13 protein-coding genes and 2 tRNA genes are annotated in these 17655 nt (G+C 73.0%); 11 read left to right on the top strand and 4 right to left on the bottom strand.

Annotated elements, in window-relative coordinates; genetic code table 11:
* Nucleotides 1-191: 191 nt before the first annotated feature.
* Nucleotides 192-280 (bottom strand) — tRNA-Leu (locus tag FHX40_RS21445).
* Nucleotides 281-505: 225 nt separating this feature from the next.
* Here FHX40_RS21445 and FHX40_RS21440 point away from each other — a divergent pair.
* The 3 genes from FHX40_RS21440 (at nucleotide 506) to FHX40_RS25935 (ending at nucleotide 4651) form a co-directional block, all read left to right on the top strand.
* Entirely contained in the window at nucleotides 506-1807 is a 1302-nt protein-coding gene (locus FHX40_RS21440) for a M20/M25/M40 family metallo-hydrolase (RefSeq protein WP_142261280.1), read from the top strand.
* A gap of 144 nt (nucleotides 1808-1951) precedes the next feature.
* Nucleotides 1952-2539: a hypothetical protein gene (locus tag FHX40_RS21435; protein ID WP_229788499.1), complete on the top strand. Its 588-nt coding sequence runs from the start codon at nucleotides 1952-1954 to the stop codon at nucleotides 2537-2539.
* Nucleotides 2540-2761: 222 nt separating this feature from the next.
* Entirely contained in the window at nucleotides 2762-4651 is a 1890-nt protein-coding gene (locus FHX40_RS25935) for a chaplin family protein (protein ID WP_142261279.1), read from the top strand.
* A 305-nt stretch (nucleotides 4652-4956) separates the two neighbouring features.
* On the opposite strand, the gene FHX40_RS21425 is transcribed toward FHX40_RS25935, so the two are convergent.
* Nucleotides 4957-5142 (bottom strand): DUF5703 family protein, encoded by a 186-nt coding sequence (locus FHX40_RS21425; RefSeq protein WP_142261278.1) that lies wholly within the window; start codon nucleotides 5140-5142, stop codon nucleotides 4957-4959.
* A gap of 214 nt (nucleotides 5143-5356) precedes the next feature.
* On the opposite strand from FHX40_RS21425, the gene topA reads away from it, so the two are divergent.
* The 8 genes from topA (at nucleotide 5357) to FHX40_RS21385 (ending at nucleotide 16118) form a co-directional block, all read left to right on the top strand.
* Nucleotides 5357-8008: a type I DNA topoisomerase gene (gene topA, locus FHX40_RS21420; protein ID WP_142261277.1), complete on the top strand. Its 2652-nt coding sequence runs from the start codon at nucleotides 5357-5359 to the stop codon at nucleotides 8006-8008.
* A 55-nt stretch (nucleotides 8009-8063) separates the two neighbouring features.
* Entirely contained in the window at nucleotides 8064-10127 is a 2064-nt protein-coding gene (gene tmk, locus FHX40_RS21415) for a dTMP kinase (protein ID WP_142261276.1), read from the top strand.
* A 7-nt stretch (nucleotides 10128-10134) separates the two neighbouring features.
* Entirely contained in the window at nucleotides 10135-11274 is a 1140-nt protein-coding gene (locus FHX40_RS21410) for a DNA polymerase III subunit delta' (RefSeq protein ID WP_142261275.1), read from the top strand.
* Nucleotides 11275-11351: 77 nt separating this feature from the next.
* The gene (locus FHX40_RS21405; protein ID WP_142261274.1) at nucleotides 11352-11888 is read left to right on the top strand and encodes a SigE family RNA polymerase sigma factor; all 537 of its coding nucleotides are present in this window, start codon (nucleotides 11352-11354) and stop codon (nucleotides 11886-11888) included.
* Nucleotides 11885-13396: a hypothetical protein gene (locus FHX40_RS25250; protein ID WP_170198915.1), complete on the top strand. Its 1512-nt coding sequence runs from the start codon at nucleotides 11885-11887 to the stop codon at nucleotides 13394-13396. The genes FHX40_RS21405 and FHX40_RS25250 overlap by 4 nt, the downstream gene beginning before the upstream one ends.
* A gap of 201 nt (nucleotides 13397-13597) precedes the next feature.
* On the top strand, nucleotides 13598-14431 hold the full coding sequence (locus FHX40_RS21395; RefSeq protein ID WP_142261946.1) for a PSP1 domain-containing protein: 834 nt from the start codon (nucleotides 13598-13600) through the stop codon (nucleotides 14429-14431).
* On the top strand, nucleotides 14428-15966 hold the full coding sequence (locus tag FHX40_RS21390; protein WP_142261273.1) for an alpha/beta hydrolase: 1539 nt from the start codon (nucleotides 14428-14430) through the stop codon (nucleotides 15964-15966). The genes FHX40_RS21395 and FHX40_RS21390 overlap by 4 nt, the downstream gene beginning before the upstream one ends.
* A gap of 78 nt (nucleotides 15967-16044) precedes the next feature.
* Nucleotides 16045-16118 (top strand) — tRNA-Thr (locus tag FHX40_RS21385).
* A gap of 129 nt (nucleotides 16119-16247) precedes the next feature.
* On the opposite strand, the gene FHX40_RS21380 is transcribed toward FHX40_RS21385, so the two are convergent.
* A complete protein-coding gene (locus FHX40_RS21380) occupies nucleotides 16248-16826 on the bottom strand; it encodes a hypothetical protein (RefSeq protein ID WP_142261272.1) in 579 nt (192 codons plus the stop codon).
* Nucleotides 16827-16982: 156 nt separating this feature from the next.
* Complete coding sequence (locus FHX40_RS21375) at nucleotides 16983-17408, bottom strand: RidA family protein (RefSeq protein ID WP_142261271.1); 426 nt, start codon at nucleotides 17406-17408, stop codon at nucleotides 16983-16985.
* Between the last annotated feature and the right edge of the window lie 247 nt (nucleotides 17409-17655).

Raw genomic sequence — 17655 nt, 5'->3', positions numbered from 1 at the left:
CGTTGGCCCGATCGAGACTGCGCGAGTTTCCGGGTGCCGTGTCACGGCGACCGGGTGGTTGCGGGGCTTCTCGGCGTCTCCCGCAAGCACGCAAACCTGATCAGGTTGGGCCGACGGCCGGGCGGGGAGCCGCTTCAGGACCCGGGAATGACAAGGCCCCGAGTCGCTGTCGCGCGGACTCGGGGCCTTCGTGGTGTCCGAGGGGGGACTTGAACCCCCATGCCCTTTAACGGGCACTAGCACCTCAAGCTAGCGCGTCTGCCTATTCCGCCACCCGGACGTGTCGCTCGGAGGTGTTCGCTCCGTGCGCCGCATACAGGCTAGCACCTCTTGGGGAGTGCTTCATACCGCTAATCGTGGGTTGGGCGTGGCGGGGTGGTGGTGGGCGGGGGAGAAGGGCGGGAGCGGTCCGGGAGTGGGGCGTGGCGCGATGGGTGGACTGGGACTGAGCGGAGGAAACGGGCAGGATGGAGGCTCCCAGGGTGTCTCTCAGGGAGGGAGGATCATGGTCGCGGTCGGGAACATGGAGGAGGAGGTCGTCGGCCTGTGCCGCGACCTGATTCGCATCGACACCTCCAACCCCGGTGACAGCTCGGGGCCGGGGGAGCGCGAGGCGGCCGAGTACGTGGCGGAGAAGCTCGCCGAGGTGGGGCTGGAGCCTCAGGTGTTCGAGAGCGAGCCGCGGCGGACCAGCGTGGTCGCGCGGATCGAGGGGACCGATCCGGGGCGGGAGGCGCTGCTGCTCCACGGGCACCTGGACGTGGTGCCGTTCGACGCCGGCGACTGGACGCGGCATCCGCTGAGCGGGGAGGTCGCCGACGGGTGCGTGTGGGGCCGTGGGGCGGTGGACATGAAGGACATGGACGCCATGATCCTCGCGGTGGTACGGCAGCGGCTGCGTGAGGGGCGGCGGCCGCCGCGGGACGTGGTGCTCGCGTTCACGGCCGACGAGGAGGCCGGCGGCGGGCTGGGCGCGCGGTGGCTCGTCGAGAACCACCCGGAGCTGTTCGAGGGCTGCACCGAGGCGATCGGCGAGGTCGGCGGGTTCAGCATCAGCCTGTCCGAGACCGAGCGGGTGTACGCGATCGAGGCGGCCGAGAAGGGCATCGCCTGGATGAAGCTCACCGCGCGCGGGCGGGCCGGGCACGGGTCGATGCTCAGCACCGAGAACGCGGTCACCGAGGTCGCCGAGGCCGTGGCGCGGATCGGCCGGTACCAGTGGCCGGTACGGCTCACGCCCACGGTGAAGAGCTTCTTCAAGGAGGCGTTCGGCATCGAGCTGACCGAGGAGGACACCGAGGCGACGGTGGCGAAGATGGGGCCGCTCGCCCGGCTGGTCGGCGCGACGCTGCGCAACACGGCGAACCCGACGATGCTCGAGGCCGGCTACAAGGCGAACGTGATCCCGCAGACCGCGACCGCCGCCGTGGACGGGCGGTTCCTGCCGGGCTACGAGGAGGAGTTCTTCGCCACCATCGACGAGCTGCTCGGCCCGAACGTCACCCGCGAGTTCATCCACTACGACATCGCGGTGGAGACCCCGTACGAGGGGCGGCTGGTGCGCGCGATGACCGAGGCGCTGCTCGCCGAGGACCCGGGCGCCCGGGTGGTGCCGTACATGATGTCCGGCGGCACCGACCTGAAGTCGTTCAGCCTGCTCGGCATCCGCGGGTTCGGGTTCACCCCGCTGCGGCTCCCGCCCGACCTGGACTTCTCCGGCATGTTCCACGGCGTGGACGAGCGGGTTCCGGTGGACGCGCTCACGTTCGGCGTGCGGGTTCTTGACCGGTTCCTGGATCTCTGCTGACCGCCCCAGCGAAATTCACCGAAATCCATTGCCATCACGTGAAGTGCTGCTAACGTAACTGAGCGTTGAAGGGGTGATCCAGGGTGGTCCACACCGGGTGCCTCCGTGTGTGCGGAGCGTGCCCGGACGTCCAAGGAGGGTCGCGTGGCAGGCACGCAGTCGGTGCAGGGCGGTTCGGCGCCCGACATGCCGTGCCTGCCGGTGGCCGGCCCCGGTGACGGGGTGCCCGCGGCGGGGAGCGACCGGAAGGTGCGGTCCGGCGCTTCCCGCCTGGGGCGTCGCCTGCTTCTCGGCGGGCTCTTCCTCGTCGGCTGGGTCCTGGGCGTGTTCCTCCTCGGCTGGGTCGGTGCCGCCCCCGCGGCAGCGGACACGCTCCCTTCCGGCGACTCCCGGATCACCGCCTCGGTCCGCGCCGAGCTGGACCAGGTGCGGTCCTTCGGCGCGGTCGACGCCTCGACGGAAGCCGAGGCGATGGCCGGGCGCGGCGTCCACGGGCTCACATTCCAGTACGCGCCTGGCCACACCGCACCGTCCACCATCGTCCACAAGGTCGGCGCCTACGCACTGGCGCCGCGGTCCGGTGGTGGTGTCGGCCCGCTCGGGCCGCCTTTCGGGGATGCCGTGCGATCGATCGATGATCCACGGCTGATGGCGTTTCCCGCCCCTCCGGCGGGGACGCTTCCTCCGGTCGTCCGTACAGCGGCGGACGAACCCGCGTTCTCTCCTGACTGATCTCGCGTGTGACGGCGTCCCCCTGAGTGGGGTACGGCCGGCGGAGTGCGCCTACCCTCCGGAGTCATATCGCCGCGCTCCGTGCGAGTGATCCGTCTGATCTCCTCCGTTCATTGATCGCGACGGCCGTGGGGCCCCCGCTGTGCGGTGCTCCCCGCCGCCTGCCCTGTCGTGCCGTCGCGGCTGTCAGAAATCCCCCACGACAAGCATCAAGGAGCTTCTATGCGCACTTGGGCGAAGGGCGCGAAGCCCGCGGCGTTGCTCGCGCTCGGCGTCATGGCCCTCACCGGCGGCGGCACCGCCTGGGCCGACACCGACGGCCGCTACTCGATCGGCGGCGGCAACCAGATCGACCTGCCGGTGACCCTCCCGGTCGACATCAGCGGCAACGCCATCGGGATCCTCGGTGACGCCAACGCGGCGTCCCGCGGCGGCGCCTCCGTCGAGAACGGCCCCGGTTCGGGCGCGGGCGGCAACCGCACCTCGGGCCGGTCGTCGATCCTCGGCGGCAACCAGGTCGTCGCCCCGATCACCGCGCCCGTCAACGCCTGCGGCAACGCGGTCTCGCTCTTCGGCAGCGCCGACGCGGCCTGCCAGGGCGGCGCCAAGGTCAAGAGCAGCGGCAGGGGCGGTTCCGGCTCGGGTGCGGGTGGCAACCGTACCTCGGGGCGGTCGTCGATCCTCGGCGGTAACCAGGTGGTCGCGCCGATCACCGCGCCGGTGAACGCCTGCGGCAACGCCGTCGGGGTGCTCGGCGAGGCCGCCGCCGGGTGCAAGGGCGGTGCCAAGGTCAAGAGCAGCGGCAGGGGCGGCTCGGGCTCCGGTGCGGGTGGCAACCGTACCTCGGGGCGGTCGTCGATCCTCGGCGGTAACCAGGTGGTCGCGCCGATCACCGCGCCGGTCAACGTGTGCGGCAACTCGGTCGCCGCGCTCGGCGGCGCCTTCTCCGGCTGCAAGGGCGGGGCGAAGGTGAAGCAGGGCGGCGACGACAACGGCTACGGCGGCAGGTTCGGGCGCCGGGCCGGCGGGCGCGGATCCGGCGGCAACGACACCGACGGGCGCTTCGGCGTGGGCAGCGGCAACCAGGTGGTCGCGCCGATCACCGCGCCGGTGAACGCCTGCGGCAACGCCGTGGGCAACGGTGCCGCGGGGTGCAAGGGCGGCGTCACGGTGAAGCGCTCCGGCGGCTCGGGCTCCGGTGCGGGTGGCAACCGTACCTCGGGGCGGTCGTCGATCCTCGGCGGTAACCAGGTGGTCGCGCCGATCACCGCGCCGGTCAACGTGTGCGGCAACGCGGTGGCCGTGCTCGGGAACGCGTTCGCCGGGTGCAAGGGCGGCGCCGAGGTCGTGGGGCGCGGCTCCGGCGCGGGTGGCAACCGTACCTCCGGCCGGTCGTCGATCCTCGGCGGCAACCAGATCGTCGCCCCGATCACCGCCCCGGTCAACGTGTGCGGCAACGCGGTGGCGGTGCTCGGCCGCTCCGAGGCCGCCTGCCTCGGCGGCGCCAAGGTCGTGGGCGGCGGCTCCGGCGCGGGTGGCAACCGCACCTCGGGCGTCGGCAGCATCCTCGGCGGCAACCAGATCGTCGCCCCGATCACCGCGCCGGTGAACGCCTGCGGCAACGCGGTCGCGGTCCTCGGCGACGCCGCCGCCGGGTGCCTCGGCAGCGCCAAGGTCGTCTCCTCCAGCGCGCGCGGCCTGCGCAAGGTGCACCACGCCGGCCTGCTCTCGGCCGCGCCGGTCAAGCCCGCCAAGAAGGCGGCCCACCCGGTCCAGCCGGGCCGTCCCAAGCTGCCGAAGGCGACCGGTCACAGGCTCGTGCCGGTGCCCGGCGGCGTCCCGCAGCTCCCGGGCCAGCTCGCCCCGCTGCCGGGCGGCCTCACCGAGCTGCCCAACCTGCCGCTGGTGTCGAACCTCCCGATCGGCAAGGCGCCCGCGTCCGGCGGGTCGGCCACCGACATCCTGCCGATCAAGCTGGTGAGCGCCGAGGAGACGGCCAAGCCCGCCGGGATGGACGCCGGTGCCTTCCTCACCATGGCCCTCGGCACCCTGTTCGCGGCCACGACCGCGTTCTTCGCGTTCACCCGCCGGTTCCGCTTCGGCCGCAGGTAACCGCCGGCCAGGCCGAGACCGCGCAGCCGCCGTGCCGTACCCGGTGCGGTGCCCACCGGGGCCGGCCGCGGCTCTCGGCGGCACGACCGATCCCGGCCGCGCCCGCGCACGGCGCGGCCGGGAGCCCAGACGCTTTGCCCGTTCCGGGGGCGCGGCCCGGGACGGGCAAAGCCCTGTCCTCGGCGATATCACATCACGGCGCGCGATTCCCTATACTCGGGCGCTTGGGGACGGAAGACGGCACAGGGACCGGCACCGGCGGGAGGATCACGCCGGGAGAGCCGCGCGGGAACGATCAGCGTCGATCACATCGTGCGGACCACCCTGATGATCTTCCGGCGCAGGCGTACGTGCCTCCTGCCGTCGGGATAACGTCTCAGCCGGTACAGTTCCCAGTCGCCGTACTCCGCGTGATCGGTGAGGACCCTGCGGGCGTCCTCCCGCGAGGTATCCCGCGAGAAGTACAGATCCAAGTAGGAGTACTCGACCACAGCGATTAGTCTCCCAGAGGTGGCCTGCGGGACTACGGAACCCTCTGGGCTCTATTCTGCTCCCTCGTGAATATCAATGGGAGTGGAGTTTCCGGGAGGGGACGGGGTAACCCGTGTGGGAGGGAACCCTGGTTAGCGACACCCGGACGAGGATTCCCGGCGGACCCGCCACGGGCCCACGGGAGCGACCTGAGCAAGCGAGGTAGGAAGTAGCGTGCCAGCCAAGGACGGGAAGGCCGACGGAACCCGGCTGGTGATCGTCGAGTCGCCCGCTAAGGCGAAGACGATCGCCGGTTACCTCGGGCGCGGCTACATCGTGGAGTCGAGCATCGGTCACATCCGCGACCTGCCCGAGAAGGCCGAGGACATCCCCGAGAAGTACAAAGGGGAGCCGTGGGCCCGGCTTGGCGTCAACGTGGAGCACGACTTCGAACCTCTCTACATCGTCAACCCCGACAAGAAGGCCCAGGTCACCAAGCTCAAGCAGCTCCTGAAGGACGCCGACGAGCTCTACCTCGCCACCGACGAGGACCGCGAGGGGGAGGCGATCGCCTGGCACCTGCGCGAGGTGCTCAAGCCCAAGGTGCCGGTGCGGCGCATGGTCTTCCACGAGATCACCCCGCAGGCGATCCGGGAGGCGGTGGCGAACCCGCGCGACCTCAACCTGCGGCTCGTCGACGCCCAGGAGACCCGGCGCATCCTCGACCGCCTCTACGGCTACGAGGTGAGCCCGGTCCTGTGGAAGAAGGTCAAGCCGCGGCTGTCCGCCGGCCGGGTGCAGTCGGTGGCCACCCGCCTCGTGGTCGAGCGCGAGCGGGAGCGCATGGCGTTCACCCCCGCGGGCTACTGGGACATCCGCGCGCTGTTCGACACCCGGCGCCCGGACGAGGAGACGCCCACCTTCCACGCGACGCTCACCGCGGTCGACGGCCGCCGCGTGGCCCAGGGCCGCGACTTCACCAGCGACGGCACGCTGCGCACCACCGACGTCGTCCACCTCGACGAGCAGGCCGCCCGCGGCCTCGCCGACCGGCTCGCCGGGGCCACGTTCACCGTCACCTCGATCGAGCGCAAGCCGTACACGCGCAAGCCGTACGCGCCGTTCCGGACCACGACCCTGCAGCAGGAGGCGAGCCGCAAGCTCGGCTTCTCGGCCAAGTACACGATGCAGGTGGCGCAGCGGCTGTACGAGAACGGCTACATCACCTACATGCGTACCGACAGCATCACGCTGTCGGAGACCGCGGTCGCCGCCGCCCGCCGCCAGGCGCTCAAGCTGTACGGCCCGGCCTACGTGTCCGACAAGCCGCGCGTCTACACCAGCAAGGTGAAGAACGCCCAGGAGGCGCACGAGGCGATCCGCCCGGCCGGTGAGGAGTTCCGCACCCCGGCCGAGACCGGGCTGCAGGGCGACGAGTTCCGCCTGTACGAGCTGATCTGGCAGCGCACCGTCGCCTCCCAGATGAAGGACGCCACCGGTGAGTCGGTGAGCGTGAAGGTCGGCGGCGTCTCGAGCACCGGCGAGGCCGTGGAGTTCAGCGCGAGCGGCCGCACGATCACGTTCCACGGCTTCCTCAAGGCGTACGTGGAGGGCGCCGACGACCCGTCGACCGACCGGGACGACTCCGAGCGGCGGCTGCCCACCCTCGCCGAGGGCCAGGTGCTCGCCGCCCGCGAGCTCGCCGCCGAGGGCCACACCACCCGCCCGCCGGCCCGGTACACCGAGGCCTCGCTCGTCAAGGAGCTGGAGGACCGGGAGATCGGCCGCCCGTCGACGTACGCGTCGATCATCGGGACGATCCTCGACCGCGGCTACGTGTTCAAGAAGGGCACCGCGCTGGTGCCGTCGTTCCTCGCGTTCGCCGTGGTCAACCTGCTCGAGCAGCACTTCGGCAACCTGGTGGACTACGAGTTCACCGCGCGCATGGAGGAGTGCCTCGACGCGATCGCCCGCGGCGAGACCGAGCGGGTGCGCTGGCTGCGCCACTTCTACTACGGCGACGACGGCGACGTCGGCCTCAAGGACCTGGTGAGCGACCTCGGCGACATCGACGCCAAGGAGATCAGCTCGTTCCCGATCAAGGGCAGCGACATCGTGATCCGGGTCGGCCGCTACGGGCCGTACCTGGAGCGGAACGGCGTGCGGGTGAACGTGCCGGAGAACCTCGCCCCGGACGAGCTCACCGCGGAGAAGGCCGAGGAGCTGTTCGCCCAGCCGAGCGGCGAGCGCGAGCTCGGCGTGGACCCGGAGACCGGGCGGATCATCGTGGCGAAGAGCGGCCGCTTCGGGCCGTACGTCACCGAGATCCTCCCGGAGGAGGCCGAGGCGAACGGCACCGGCAAGGCGAAGAAGGGCGCGGCCAAGCCGCGCACCGCCTCGCTGTTCAAGTCGATGTCGCTGGAGACGATCACGCTCGAGGACGCGCTCAAGCTGCTTTCGCTGCCTCGCGTGCTCGGCGAGCTCGACGGCGAGGAGGTCACCGCGCACAACGGCAAGTTCGGCCCGTACGTGAAGAAGGGCTCGGACTCGCGGTCGCTCTCCTCCGAGGAGGAGCTGTTCACCATCACCCTCGAGCAGGCCAAGGAACTGTTCGCCCAGCCCAAGCAGCGGGGCCGCGGCCGCGCCGCGTCCGCCGCGCCGCTGCGCGAGCTCGGCGAGGACCCGAACTCCAAGCGGCCGATCGTGGTGAAGGAGGGCCGGTTCGGCCCGTACGTCACCGACGGCGAGACGAACGCGTCGCTGCGCAAGGGCGACACGGTCGAGGAGATCACCGTGCAGCGCGCGGCCGAGCTGCTCGCCGAGCGCCGGGCCCGCGGCACCACGACCAAGCGGGGCCGGGCCAAGGCCGCCGCCAACCAGCCGTAGCCGGGCCGCTGCGATCGATACCGGGGCGGGTCGGCGCACCGATAACCTGATACCCATGACCACCCCCGGCCGGCCCGCCACACGGCGGAGGCGCCCGCACGTGCTGGCCAACGCGCCGTTCCGCAAGCTGTGGACGGCGATGTCGGTGTGCAGCCTCGGCGACTGGCTCAACCTGATCGCGCTCACCGCGCTGGCGAGCCACTTCACCCGGGACTCCGGGTTCCAGGTGCAGAGCCTGGCGATCGGCGGCGTGTTCCTGGCGAAGATGCTGCCCGCCGTACTGCTCGGCCCGATCGCCGGGGCGGTGGCCGACCGGTTCGACCGGCGGCTCACCATGGTCGTCGCGGACGTGGCCCGGTTCGCCGTGGTGCTGTCGATCCCGCTCGTCGGCAGCTACCGGTGGATGCTGGTCGCCACGGTCCTGCTCGAGTGCGTGAACCTGTTCTGGGTGCCGGCCAAGGACGCGACCGTCCCCAACCTGGTGCCGAAGGACCAGCTGGAGGAGGCGAACCGGTTCAACCTCCTCGTCACGTACGGCACGGCCCCGCTCGCCGCGGCGCTGTTCTCGGTGCTGTCGCTCGTCGCCGAGATGCTCGGCGGCGCGGTGCCGTCGTTCGCGGCCGAGCCGGCGAGCCTCGCCCTGTACGTCAACGCGCTCGCGTACTGGGTCTCCGCGATCCTGATCTTCACGCTGAAGGACATCCCGCGGCGCGCGATCTCCGCACCCTCGGTGCTCCGCCAGATCGCCGACGGCTGGCGGTACGTGGGCCGCACCCCGCTGGTGCGCGGCCTGGTGATCGGCATGGCCGGGGCGTTCGCCGCGGGCGGCGCGGTGATCGGCGTGGCCCGGCTGTACGTGGCCGCGCTGGGCGGCGGCGACCCGGCGTACGGCGCGGTGTTCGCCGCGGTGTTCGCGGGCATGGCGCTCGGCATGTTCTTCGGGCTGCGGCTGCTGCGCGAGCTGTCCCGGCGCCGCCTGTTCGGGCTGGCGATCGTGGCCGCGGGCCTGGTGCTCACGGCGATCGCGCTGATCACGAACATGGTGGTGGTCACGGTGCTCACCGTGGCGCTGGGCGCGTGCGCGGGCATCGCGTGGATCATCGGCTACACGCTGATCGGCCTGGAGGTCGAGGACGGGCTGCGCGGCCGTACCTTCGCGTTCCTCCAGTCGCTCGCCCGGGTCGTGCTGCTCGTCGTGGTCGCCGTGGCCCCGGCCCTCGCCGCGCTGTTCGGCCAGCACACCTACCGGCTCGCCCCGACCGTGTCGTACACCTTCGGCGGCCCGAACCTCGTGCTGGTGATCGGCGCGCTGCTCGCGATCACGGTCGGCGTGGTCGCGCTGCGCCACATGGACGACCGCCGGAACGTGCCACTCCTCGCCGACCTGGCGGCCGCGCTGCGCGGCGCCCGGTACGTCCCGGACGAGCCGGGCCCCGAGCGGCGGCGTGGCGTGTTCATCGCGTTCGAGGGCGGCGAGGGCTCCGGCAAGACCACCCAGGCCCGCATGCTCGCCATCTGGCTGCGCGACCAGGGCTACGACGTGGAGCAGACCCGCGAGCCGGGCGCGACCAAGGTGGGCATGCGGCTGCGCGCGATCCTGCTCGACGCGGCCCACCAGGGCCTGTCGGCCCGGGCCGAGACCATGCTGTACGCGGCCGACCGGGCCGAGCACGTGGAGAAGGTGATCCGCCCGGCCCTGGAGCGCGGCGCGATCGTGGTGAGCGACCGGTACGTCGACTCCTCGCTCGCCTACCAGGGGGCGGGCCGCGCCCTCGACCAGCAGGACGTGGCCCGGATCAACGAGTGGGCCACCGGCGGGCTCGTGCCCGACCTCACGATCGTGGTCGACGTGCCGCCCGAGGTGGGGCTCGCCCGGTTCGCCTCGCCCGCGGACCGCATCGAGGCCGAGCCGCTCGAGTTCCACGAGCGGGTGCGCCGCGAGTTCCGGGCGCTCGCCGCCGCCGACCCGGACCGCTACCTCGTGGTCGACGGCACGCAGACGCCCGAGGAGATCGCCGCGATCGTGCAGGACCGGGTGCGGGAGATCCTGCCCGACCCGGTGCCGGGGGACGCCGAGGCCGCCACCGGCACCATGCCGGCGATCCGCGACCGGCGGTGAGGTTGCGATGAGCGTGTTCGACGCACTCGTGGGCCAGGACCACGCGATCGAGGTGCTGCGGCGCGCCGCCGCCGGGTCCGGCATGACCCACGCCTGGCTGTTCACCGGCCCGCCCGGGTCCGGCCGGTCGGACGCGGCCCGCGCCTTCGCCGCCGCGCTGCTCTGCCCGCAGCAGGGCTGCGGCACCTGTGAGCTGTGCCGCCAGGTGGAGGTCGGCTCCCACCCCGACCTGGAGGTGGTACGGCCCGACGGCCTCTCCTACAGCGTGCGGCAGACCCGCGAGCTGGTGCTGCGCGCCGCGGGCGCCCCGACCCTCGGCCGCTGGCGGGTGGTGCTGTTCGAGGACGCCGACCGGGCCACCGAGGCCGCCGCGAACGCCCTGCTCAAGGCGATCGAGGAGCCGCCGCCGCGGACGGTGTGGCTGCTGTGCGCGCCGTCCCCCGACGACATGCTCGTCACCATCCGGTCCCGGTGCCGCGTGGTGACGCTGCGCACCCCGCCCGCCGACGCGATCGCCGAGCTGCTCGTCAGCCGGGACGGGGTCGACCCGGAGACCGCCGCGTTCGCCGCCCGCGCCTCCCAGGGGCACGTGGGCCGCGCCCGCCGCCTCGCCCTCGACGAGGAGACCCGGCGCCGCCGCGACGCGGTGCTCAGCCTGCCCCGCGAGCTCACCGGCGTCGGCGAGTGCGTGGCCGCCGCCGAGCGGCTGGTGAAGACCGCCGAGGAGGAGGCCGCCGCGGCCACCGCCGAGCTGAACGAGGCGGAGACCGCCGAGCTGCGCAAGGTGTACGGCGAGGGCTCGACCGGCAAGGGCCTCGGCCGCGGCCTGGTGCGCGGCGCCGCCGGGGCGCTGAAGGAGCTGGAGGAGCGGCAGAAGTCCCGTGCCACCCGGATCAAGCGGGACACCCTCGACGCCGCCCTGCTCGACCTGGTCGCGTTCTACCGGGACGTGCTCGCCGTACAGTTCGGGGCGCCGGTGGAGCTCACCAACGAGGACCGGCGCGCCGACGTGGAGGCCGTGGCCCGCGCCTCCACCCCGGAGACCACGCTGCGCCGGGTGGACGCGATCATGCAGTGCCGCAAGCGGCTCGCCGCGAACGTCAACCCGCAGATCGCCGTCGAGGCGATGGCCCTCGCGCTCCGCTGACCGGGGCCGCCCGGCCGTACCGCGGGAATCACACCGCCGGGTAGGCAACCTTGGGCGCGCGGCGGCGTCTCTGGAACATGCAGGCGGAGATCCTCGACCTAGGCCCCTCGCGCGGCGCACCGGAGGCGGACGACGCGATCAGCGCGCTCTACGCCGAGCACGCGCTCGGCCTCACCCGGCTCGCCCTGATCATGGTCGGTGACCGGGAGACGGCCGAGGACGTGGTGCAGGAGGCGTTCCTCGGCCTCCACCGCCGCTACCACCGGTTACGCCACCCGGACAACGCCCTGGTCTACCTGCGCAGCGCCGTGCTCAACGCGTCGCGCAGCGTGCTGCGCCGTCGCCGGTTGCCCTCCTTCTTCGCCCGGACCTACGAGCCGCCGGTGTGGTCCGCCGAGTCGGCCGCGATGCTCGACGCGGAACGGCGGGCCGTGCTCGCCGCGCTGCACCGGCTGCCGCGCCGCCAGCGGGAGGCGCTCGTGCTGCGCTACTACGCCGAGCTGTCGGAGGAGGAGACCGCCCGGGTGATGGGCGTGAGCCGCGGGACCGTCAAGTCGACCACCCACCGGGCGCTCGCCGCGCTCGGCCGCCTGCTGGAGGAGCGGGACAGGTGACGGAGGTGAACGTGCGGGACATCATCGAACGGCTGCGCGACGCGACGACCGCGGCCGGGGAGACGATCACGGAGGCGCCTCCGCTGCGGCTTCCGGAACCGCGGCCCCGCCCCTGGCTCACGCCGCTCGCCGCGGCGGCCGCGGTCGTGCTCGCCATCGCGGGCGGCGTGACCGTGTATCGGTCGGGGTTCGGTGAGCGCGTGACGCCCGCGGACGGCGCCGCGCCCCTGCCCCGGTTCTTCGCGCACGTGGCCGGCGCGGACGTCGTGGTGCGGTCGAGCGACTCGGGGCGCGAGGTCGGCCGGATCGCCGCGCCGTCCGGGCGGGAGTGGTACGCGCACGTGGCGGCGGCCGGGGACAACCGGACCTTCTACGCGGCCACCGAGGCGAAGGACTGCAGGCCGCGGCTGTACCGGTTCACCGTGGGCGAGGACGGGCGGGTGGCCAAGCCGGAGGCCCTGCCGTACGGGCCGCCGGAGGGCATGTTGGTCAGCTCGCTCGCGGTGAGCGGGGACGGGTCGACGGTGGCGTACGGCCTGCAGTCGTGCCGGCCGGCCGCCACGACGGGCCGGATCACCGTGGCCGACACCGCGACCGGGCGTACCCGCGAGTGGCGCGGGGACCGGCCGGTCACCGGCCTGTCCCTGAGCCGCGACGGGCGGTACCTCGCCTTCCGGGAGGCGACGCTGCTGACCGTGTTCCGGGTCGGGTCGCCGCGGCCCGGCTCGGGGGATGCGGCGTTCACGGAGCCCGAGGTCGTCTCGTCGACGGACGTCCAACCGGTCCCCGCCGAGGTGGTGCCGTCGCCGGAGGCCGCACTCCGCGAGCCCACCCCGTCGGCGTCCCCCGAGGCGTCGGCCGCCGCGACCCCGTCCCCCGCCGCCTCGGGGCCGCCCTCGCCGGTGCGGCCGGGCGACGGCGCGGCGGTTCCCGAGCCCGCGCCGGCGGAGAGCTTCGCGCTCCCGAAACATCCGATCACGCCGGATCCGACCGACCCCCCGATCCGGGAGCCGTACTTCGGCGGCGCCGACGGCCGGCCGTACCTGGCCTCGCCGGTGCCGAAGCCGGTGCCCACGGCCGGTTCGGACGACGTCCGCTACGTGCGGGTGCCCGACGGGCGGGTCCGGGTGCTCGACACCACCACCGAGCCCGGCGACCTGCGCCGGAGCCGCATGGTCCCCCTCACCGGGCCGTGGGGCGACGTCGTGTGCGGGGTGACGATCTCCCCGGACGGCACCCGCCTGTACGCGGGCGTGGGGTTCCCGCCCGCCGCGGCGCGGCCCGAGGCGGCCACGGTGGGCGTCGCCGAGTTCGACGCGTCCAGTGGCGAGCCGCTGCGCCACCTCACCCGGATCGATGAGGGCCTGCTCTGCCTGGTGGACGGCGACGGCGGCGGCACCCGGTTCCTGGTACGGCGCGGCGGCGAGTACGGCGTGGTGGCGGACACCGGCGGCTACCGCACCCTGGCCACCGTCGGCGCCGAGCCCAGGACCGCCGCGGCCTGGTAGCCCCGGTACGGCCCGCCCCGGCCGGGCGTGACGCTCCCCGCCGCGAGCGACGCGGCGGGGAGTATTTGTGCGTCCTGCGCCGTTGCTTCGATGTGCCGAGCCCGATGTGACCCAGGGCACGGGCCGAAACCGCCCGGGCCGCGTAGGGTGGCGAGTGCAGGCACGCCGTACCTGACGGAAGGGGAGCGCGGCGACGTGGGCATGATCATGGCGGTGAGCTTCACCCGCTATGGGCGGCTCTATTACCTCGATCCCGGTCCGCACCGGCCAAAGGTGGGGGACAAGGTGCTCGTGCCCACCGGGTCGGGGCCCGAGGTGGCCGAGTGCGTGTGGCCGCCGCAGTGGGTCAGCGAGGACATCGAGGGCCTGCCGGTGTGCCAGGGCCTCGCCCAGGAGGAGCACCTCGTCCGCGACGAGAACAACCGGCGCAAGCGCGCCGAGGGGCGGAGCGTCGCCAAGCGCCTGATCAAACGGCACGGGCTGCCGATGAAGGTGGTCGGCATCGACTACCTCGACGCCGACAACGTCTACACCGTCTACTTCTCCGCGCCGCACCGCGTCGACTTCCGCCAGCTCGTCCGCGACCTCGCGCGCAACCTGCGCGCCCGCGTCGAGCTGCGGCAGATCGGCCCGCGCGACGAGGCCCGGCTGCAGGGCGGCATCGGCCCGTGCGGGCGCGACCTGTGCTGCGCGACCTTCCTCAAGGACTTCGAGCCGGTCTCGGTGCGCATGGCCAAGGACCAGGACCTGCCGGTCAACCCGCTGCGCATCGCCGGCGCGTGCGGGCGGCTGATGTGCTGCCTGAAGTACGAGCACCCGCTCTACCAGGAGTTCCGGGCCTCCGCGCCGCGCGTTGGCACCCAGGTGGAGACGCCGGAGGGCCCGGGCACCGTGGTGGGCCACAACGTGCCCGCCGACCAGGTCGTGGTGCGGCTCAACGACGGCGGCCGGCGCTGCTCCTGCTCGCGGGCGAGCGTGTGCGCGCCCCGCCAGGCGTACGAGGAGACCTACGGCGGGAAGGCGGACGACCGGTGAGGCGGCGGCGCATCGCGGCCCTGCTCGCCGCGGCGGCCCTCGCCGCCGGGTGCGGCGCGACCGGCGGCGAGCCCGCGGGCGGACGGGGCGGCGGGTCCGCGTCCGCGGCCCCCGGCACCGGCGCCACGGCGGCGCCTGCGGGCCTGCAGCGGTACTACGGCCAGAAGGTGTCCTGGTCGGACTGCGGGCAGGGCTTCCAGTGCGCCCGCGTCGCCGTACCGCTCGACTACGACGACCCGGACGGCGAGCAGATCAAGATCAGCGTGGTCCGGCTGCCCGCCACCGGGGACCGCATCGGCTCGCTCCTCGTCAACCCCGGCGGGCCCGGCGGATCCGGCATCGAGTACGCGCGCAGCGCCGAGTACATCGTGTCCAAGGAGATCCGGGCCCGGTTCGACATCGTCGGCTTCGACCCGCGCGGCGTCGGCGAGTCCTCGCCGGTGCGCTGCCTGTCCGGCTCCGAGCTCGACCGGCACGTCGGCCTCGACGCCACCCCCGACGAGGAGAGCGAGGTGAGCGCGCTCGAGCGCAGCGCCCGGGCGTTCGCCGAGGGCTGCCAGGCCAAGTCCGGCAAGCTGCTGCCGCACGTCGGCACCGTGAACGCCGCCCGCGACATGGACGTGCTGCGCGCGGTCCTCGGCGACGAGGGCCTCACCTACCTCGGCAAGTCGTACGGCACGCTCCTCGGCGCGGTGTACGCCCACCTGTTCCCGGACAAGGTGCGCGCCCTCGTGCTCGACGGCGCGGTGAACCCGTCCCTGGACCCGCTGGAGTCGAGCGAGGCCCAGGCGCGCGGCTTCGAGGTCGCGCTGGAGGCGTTCCTCAAGGACTGCTTCGAGGACGCCTCCTGCCCCTTCGACAGCCGCGAGCTCGACGGCGCCCTGGAGGAGTTCTCCGCGCTGATGCGCCGCATCGACGCCCGGCCGCTGCGCAACAGGACCGACGCCCGCCCGGTCACCGAGGCGTGGGCGATGCTCGGCGTCGCCACCCCGCTGTACGACCGCGGCTCCTGGCCGGTGCTGCGCCAAGCGATCGCCCAGGCGCTCGCGGGCGACGGCACCACCCTCATCTCCACCGCCGACCTGCTCATCGGCCGCCGCCCTGACGGCACGTACTCCAACCAGACCGAGGCGAACACCGCGATCAACTGCGTCGACCGGGTCTACCCGCGGGACATCGACGCCTACCGCCGCGCCGCCGAGTCGACCGAATCGCCGCGCTTCGGCGCGTACATCGCCTGGGGCTCGCTGCCGTGCGCCTACTGGCCGGTCAAGGGCGACGACACCGGCCGCCGCATCACCGCCGAGGGCGCGCCCCCCATCGTCGTCATCGGCACCACACGCGACCCCGCCACGCCGTACGAGTGGTCCCAGGCCCTGTCCACCCAGCTCAGGTCGGGCCGCCTCATCACCTACGAGGGCGACGGCCACACCGCGTACAAGACGGGCTCGGCCTGCGTCGACCGCCTCGTCGACCGCTACCTCATCTCGCGCACCGCGCCCGCCGACGGCGTCCGCTGCCCGGAGCGCGAGTGACCCGCCCACGCCACCGGGGCTAACCGAGGAGCGCACACCGCCTCCGACCCTGTAGACTCTTTCTCGCCGTATGGCACCGCCGCCTTAGCTCAGTCGGCCAGAGCGACGCACTCGTAATGCGTAGGTCGAGGGTTCGATTCCCTCAGGCGGCTCAGCTCAGAGGCCCCTTCCGATCTTGGGAGGGGCCTTTTCCCATGCCCATGCCGAACCAATGCCAGATGATCGTGCGCCGGACCCCGACGCGAGACGTCATCGGTCCCTTGCTCCCGCCCGGCACGTCTTCAGTCGATGAGGTCGCAGAGGCCGGGGCCAAGGTCGTCGCCGACCATGCGGAGGGCGGTCTCGGCGCGGGAGGCGAGGACGAGCGGCGGCGTGTCGGCGACCAGGTGGGCGTGTGCGATACGGTCCAGGGCGGCGCCGACCAGCGGAGCGGTGGTACGGAGCGCGGCGGGGAGGGCGATCCCGCCGATGGAACCTCCGTGGAGCACGATATTGCGGCATCGATAGAGCCGACGCAGCGACATCTCAAGGTAGCCCCGTACGCGCTCCAGAACGCGCCGAGGGTCGGCGAGCAACTCCCGCATCCGGTGGATCGCAGCGGCGTCGCTGGCGGTGCGCCACGACCGGACCAGCGGAAACCCGCCGCGACTTTCCAGCTCGGCGGCGATGACCGCAGCACGCTCCCGGTTGGACGCGCAGGCGGCGAGTTTGCCGGGAAGCGGGTCGCCCGGCACCTCGCGCACCCGGTAGGACAGGGCGGTGAGTTCGGCACGGGGCCATGAGCAGGCCACCAGAGCTGCCGCCCGGGAGGCGGCGACCACCTTCTCCCGCTCGTCGGGATCGCGAGCCTCGGTGAGCAAGGACTCCAGGGCCGTGCTCGTGGGACCTGTGCCCTACGTCCGGTACGGCCCGTCACTGGGCGTGCTCGAGCCGCTCTTTACCGTCAGGCATGGAAGTTCGTGCCGCTTGTCCTTACACTCGCTGGGCCGGAAGCGGGCGCGGTAGCGGACGTACGGCTACTCGCCCGTCGGGTGCCGGCGCGGGACCGCGGCCATGGCCTCGATCTCGACGACGATCTCGGGGGTCGCGAGCCCGGCGACCACGGCGAGCGTGTTCGGGGGTACGTCGCCGTCGGGGAACCACCTGCCGAGCGTGTCGCGTAGTGCGGCGCGCAGGCCGGGCAGGTGCTCGCGTCCGGCGACCAGCGTGAACAGCTTGACCAGGTTGGCCGGGGTGGCGCCGAGCGTGCCGAGCAGCGCCTCGATGTTGGCGAGGGCCTGCCTGGCCTGCGCCTCCGCGTCGGGACCGGCGAGGCTGCCGTCGCTGAGCGTGCCCACCTGCCCGGCGAAGACGACCAGCTCATGACCCTCTGGCACGGCCGCCAGGTGGTTGTACGCCGCGATCGGTGCGGGTATGCCGTCAGGACTCCAGCGACGAACCATGATTTCTCCCCTTGCCGGGCCCTTCCTATGCGAGTGCCGGGTTGTGGCCGGTTGCCGAACTGGCCATGGAGATCTTCACATGCCGAGGCGGCTCAGTTTGCGCATTTTGTCGTCTCCATCCGTGGCTCGAAGGGCGATGCCGGGTACGGCCGCCCCGCTCGCATGACCCAGGACGTGCGCGATGGCCTCTTGGCCGTCGAGTCCGCCGGAAGGTGCAGGACGCATGCCCGAGAGCAGCACGACGGGC

The organism is Thermopolyspora flexuosa (assembly GCF_006716785.1).
In the GTDB taxonomy this organism is placed as follows: domain Bacteria; phylum Actinomycetota; class Actinomycetes; order Streptosporangiales; family Streptosporangiaceae; genus Thermopolyspora; species Thermopolyspora flexuosa.
Note: the sequence above shows the minus strand (reverse complement) of the source record. Positions and strands in the feature narration are given on the sequence as shown.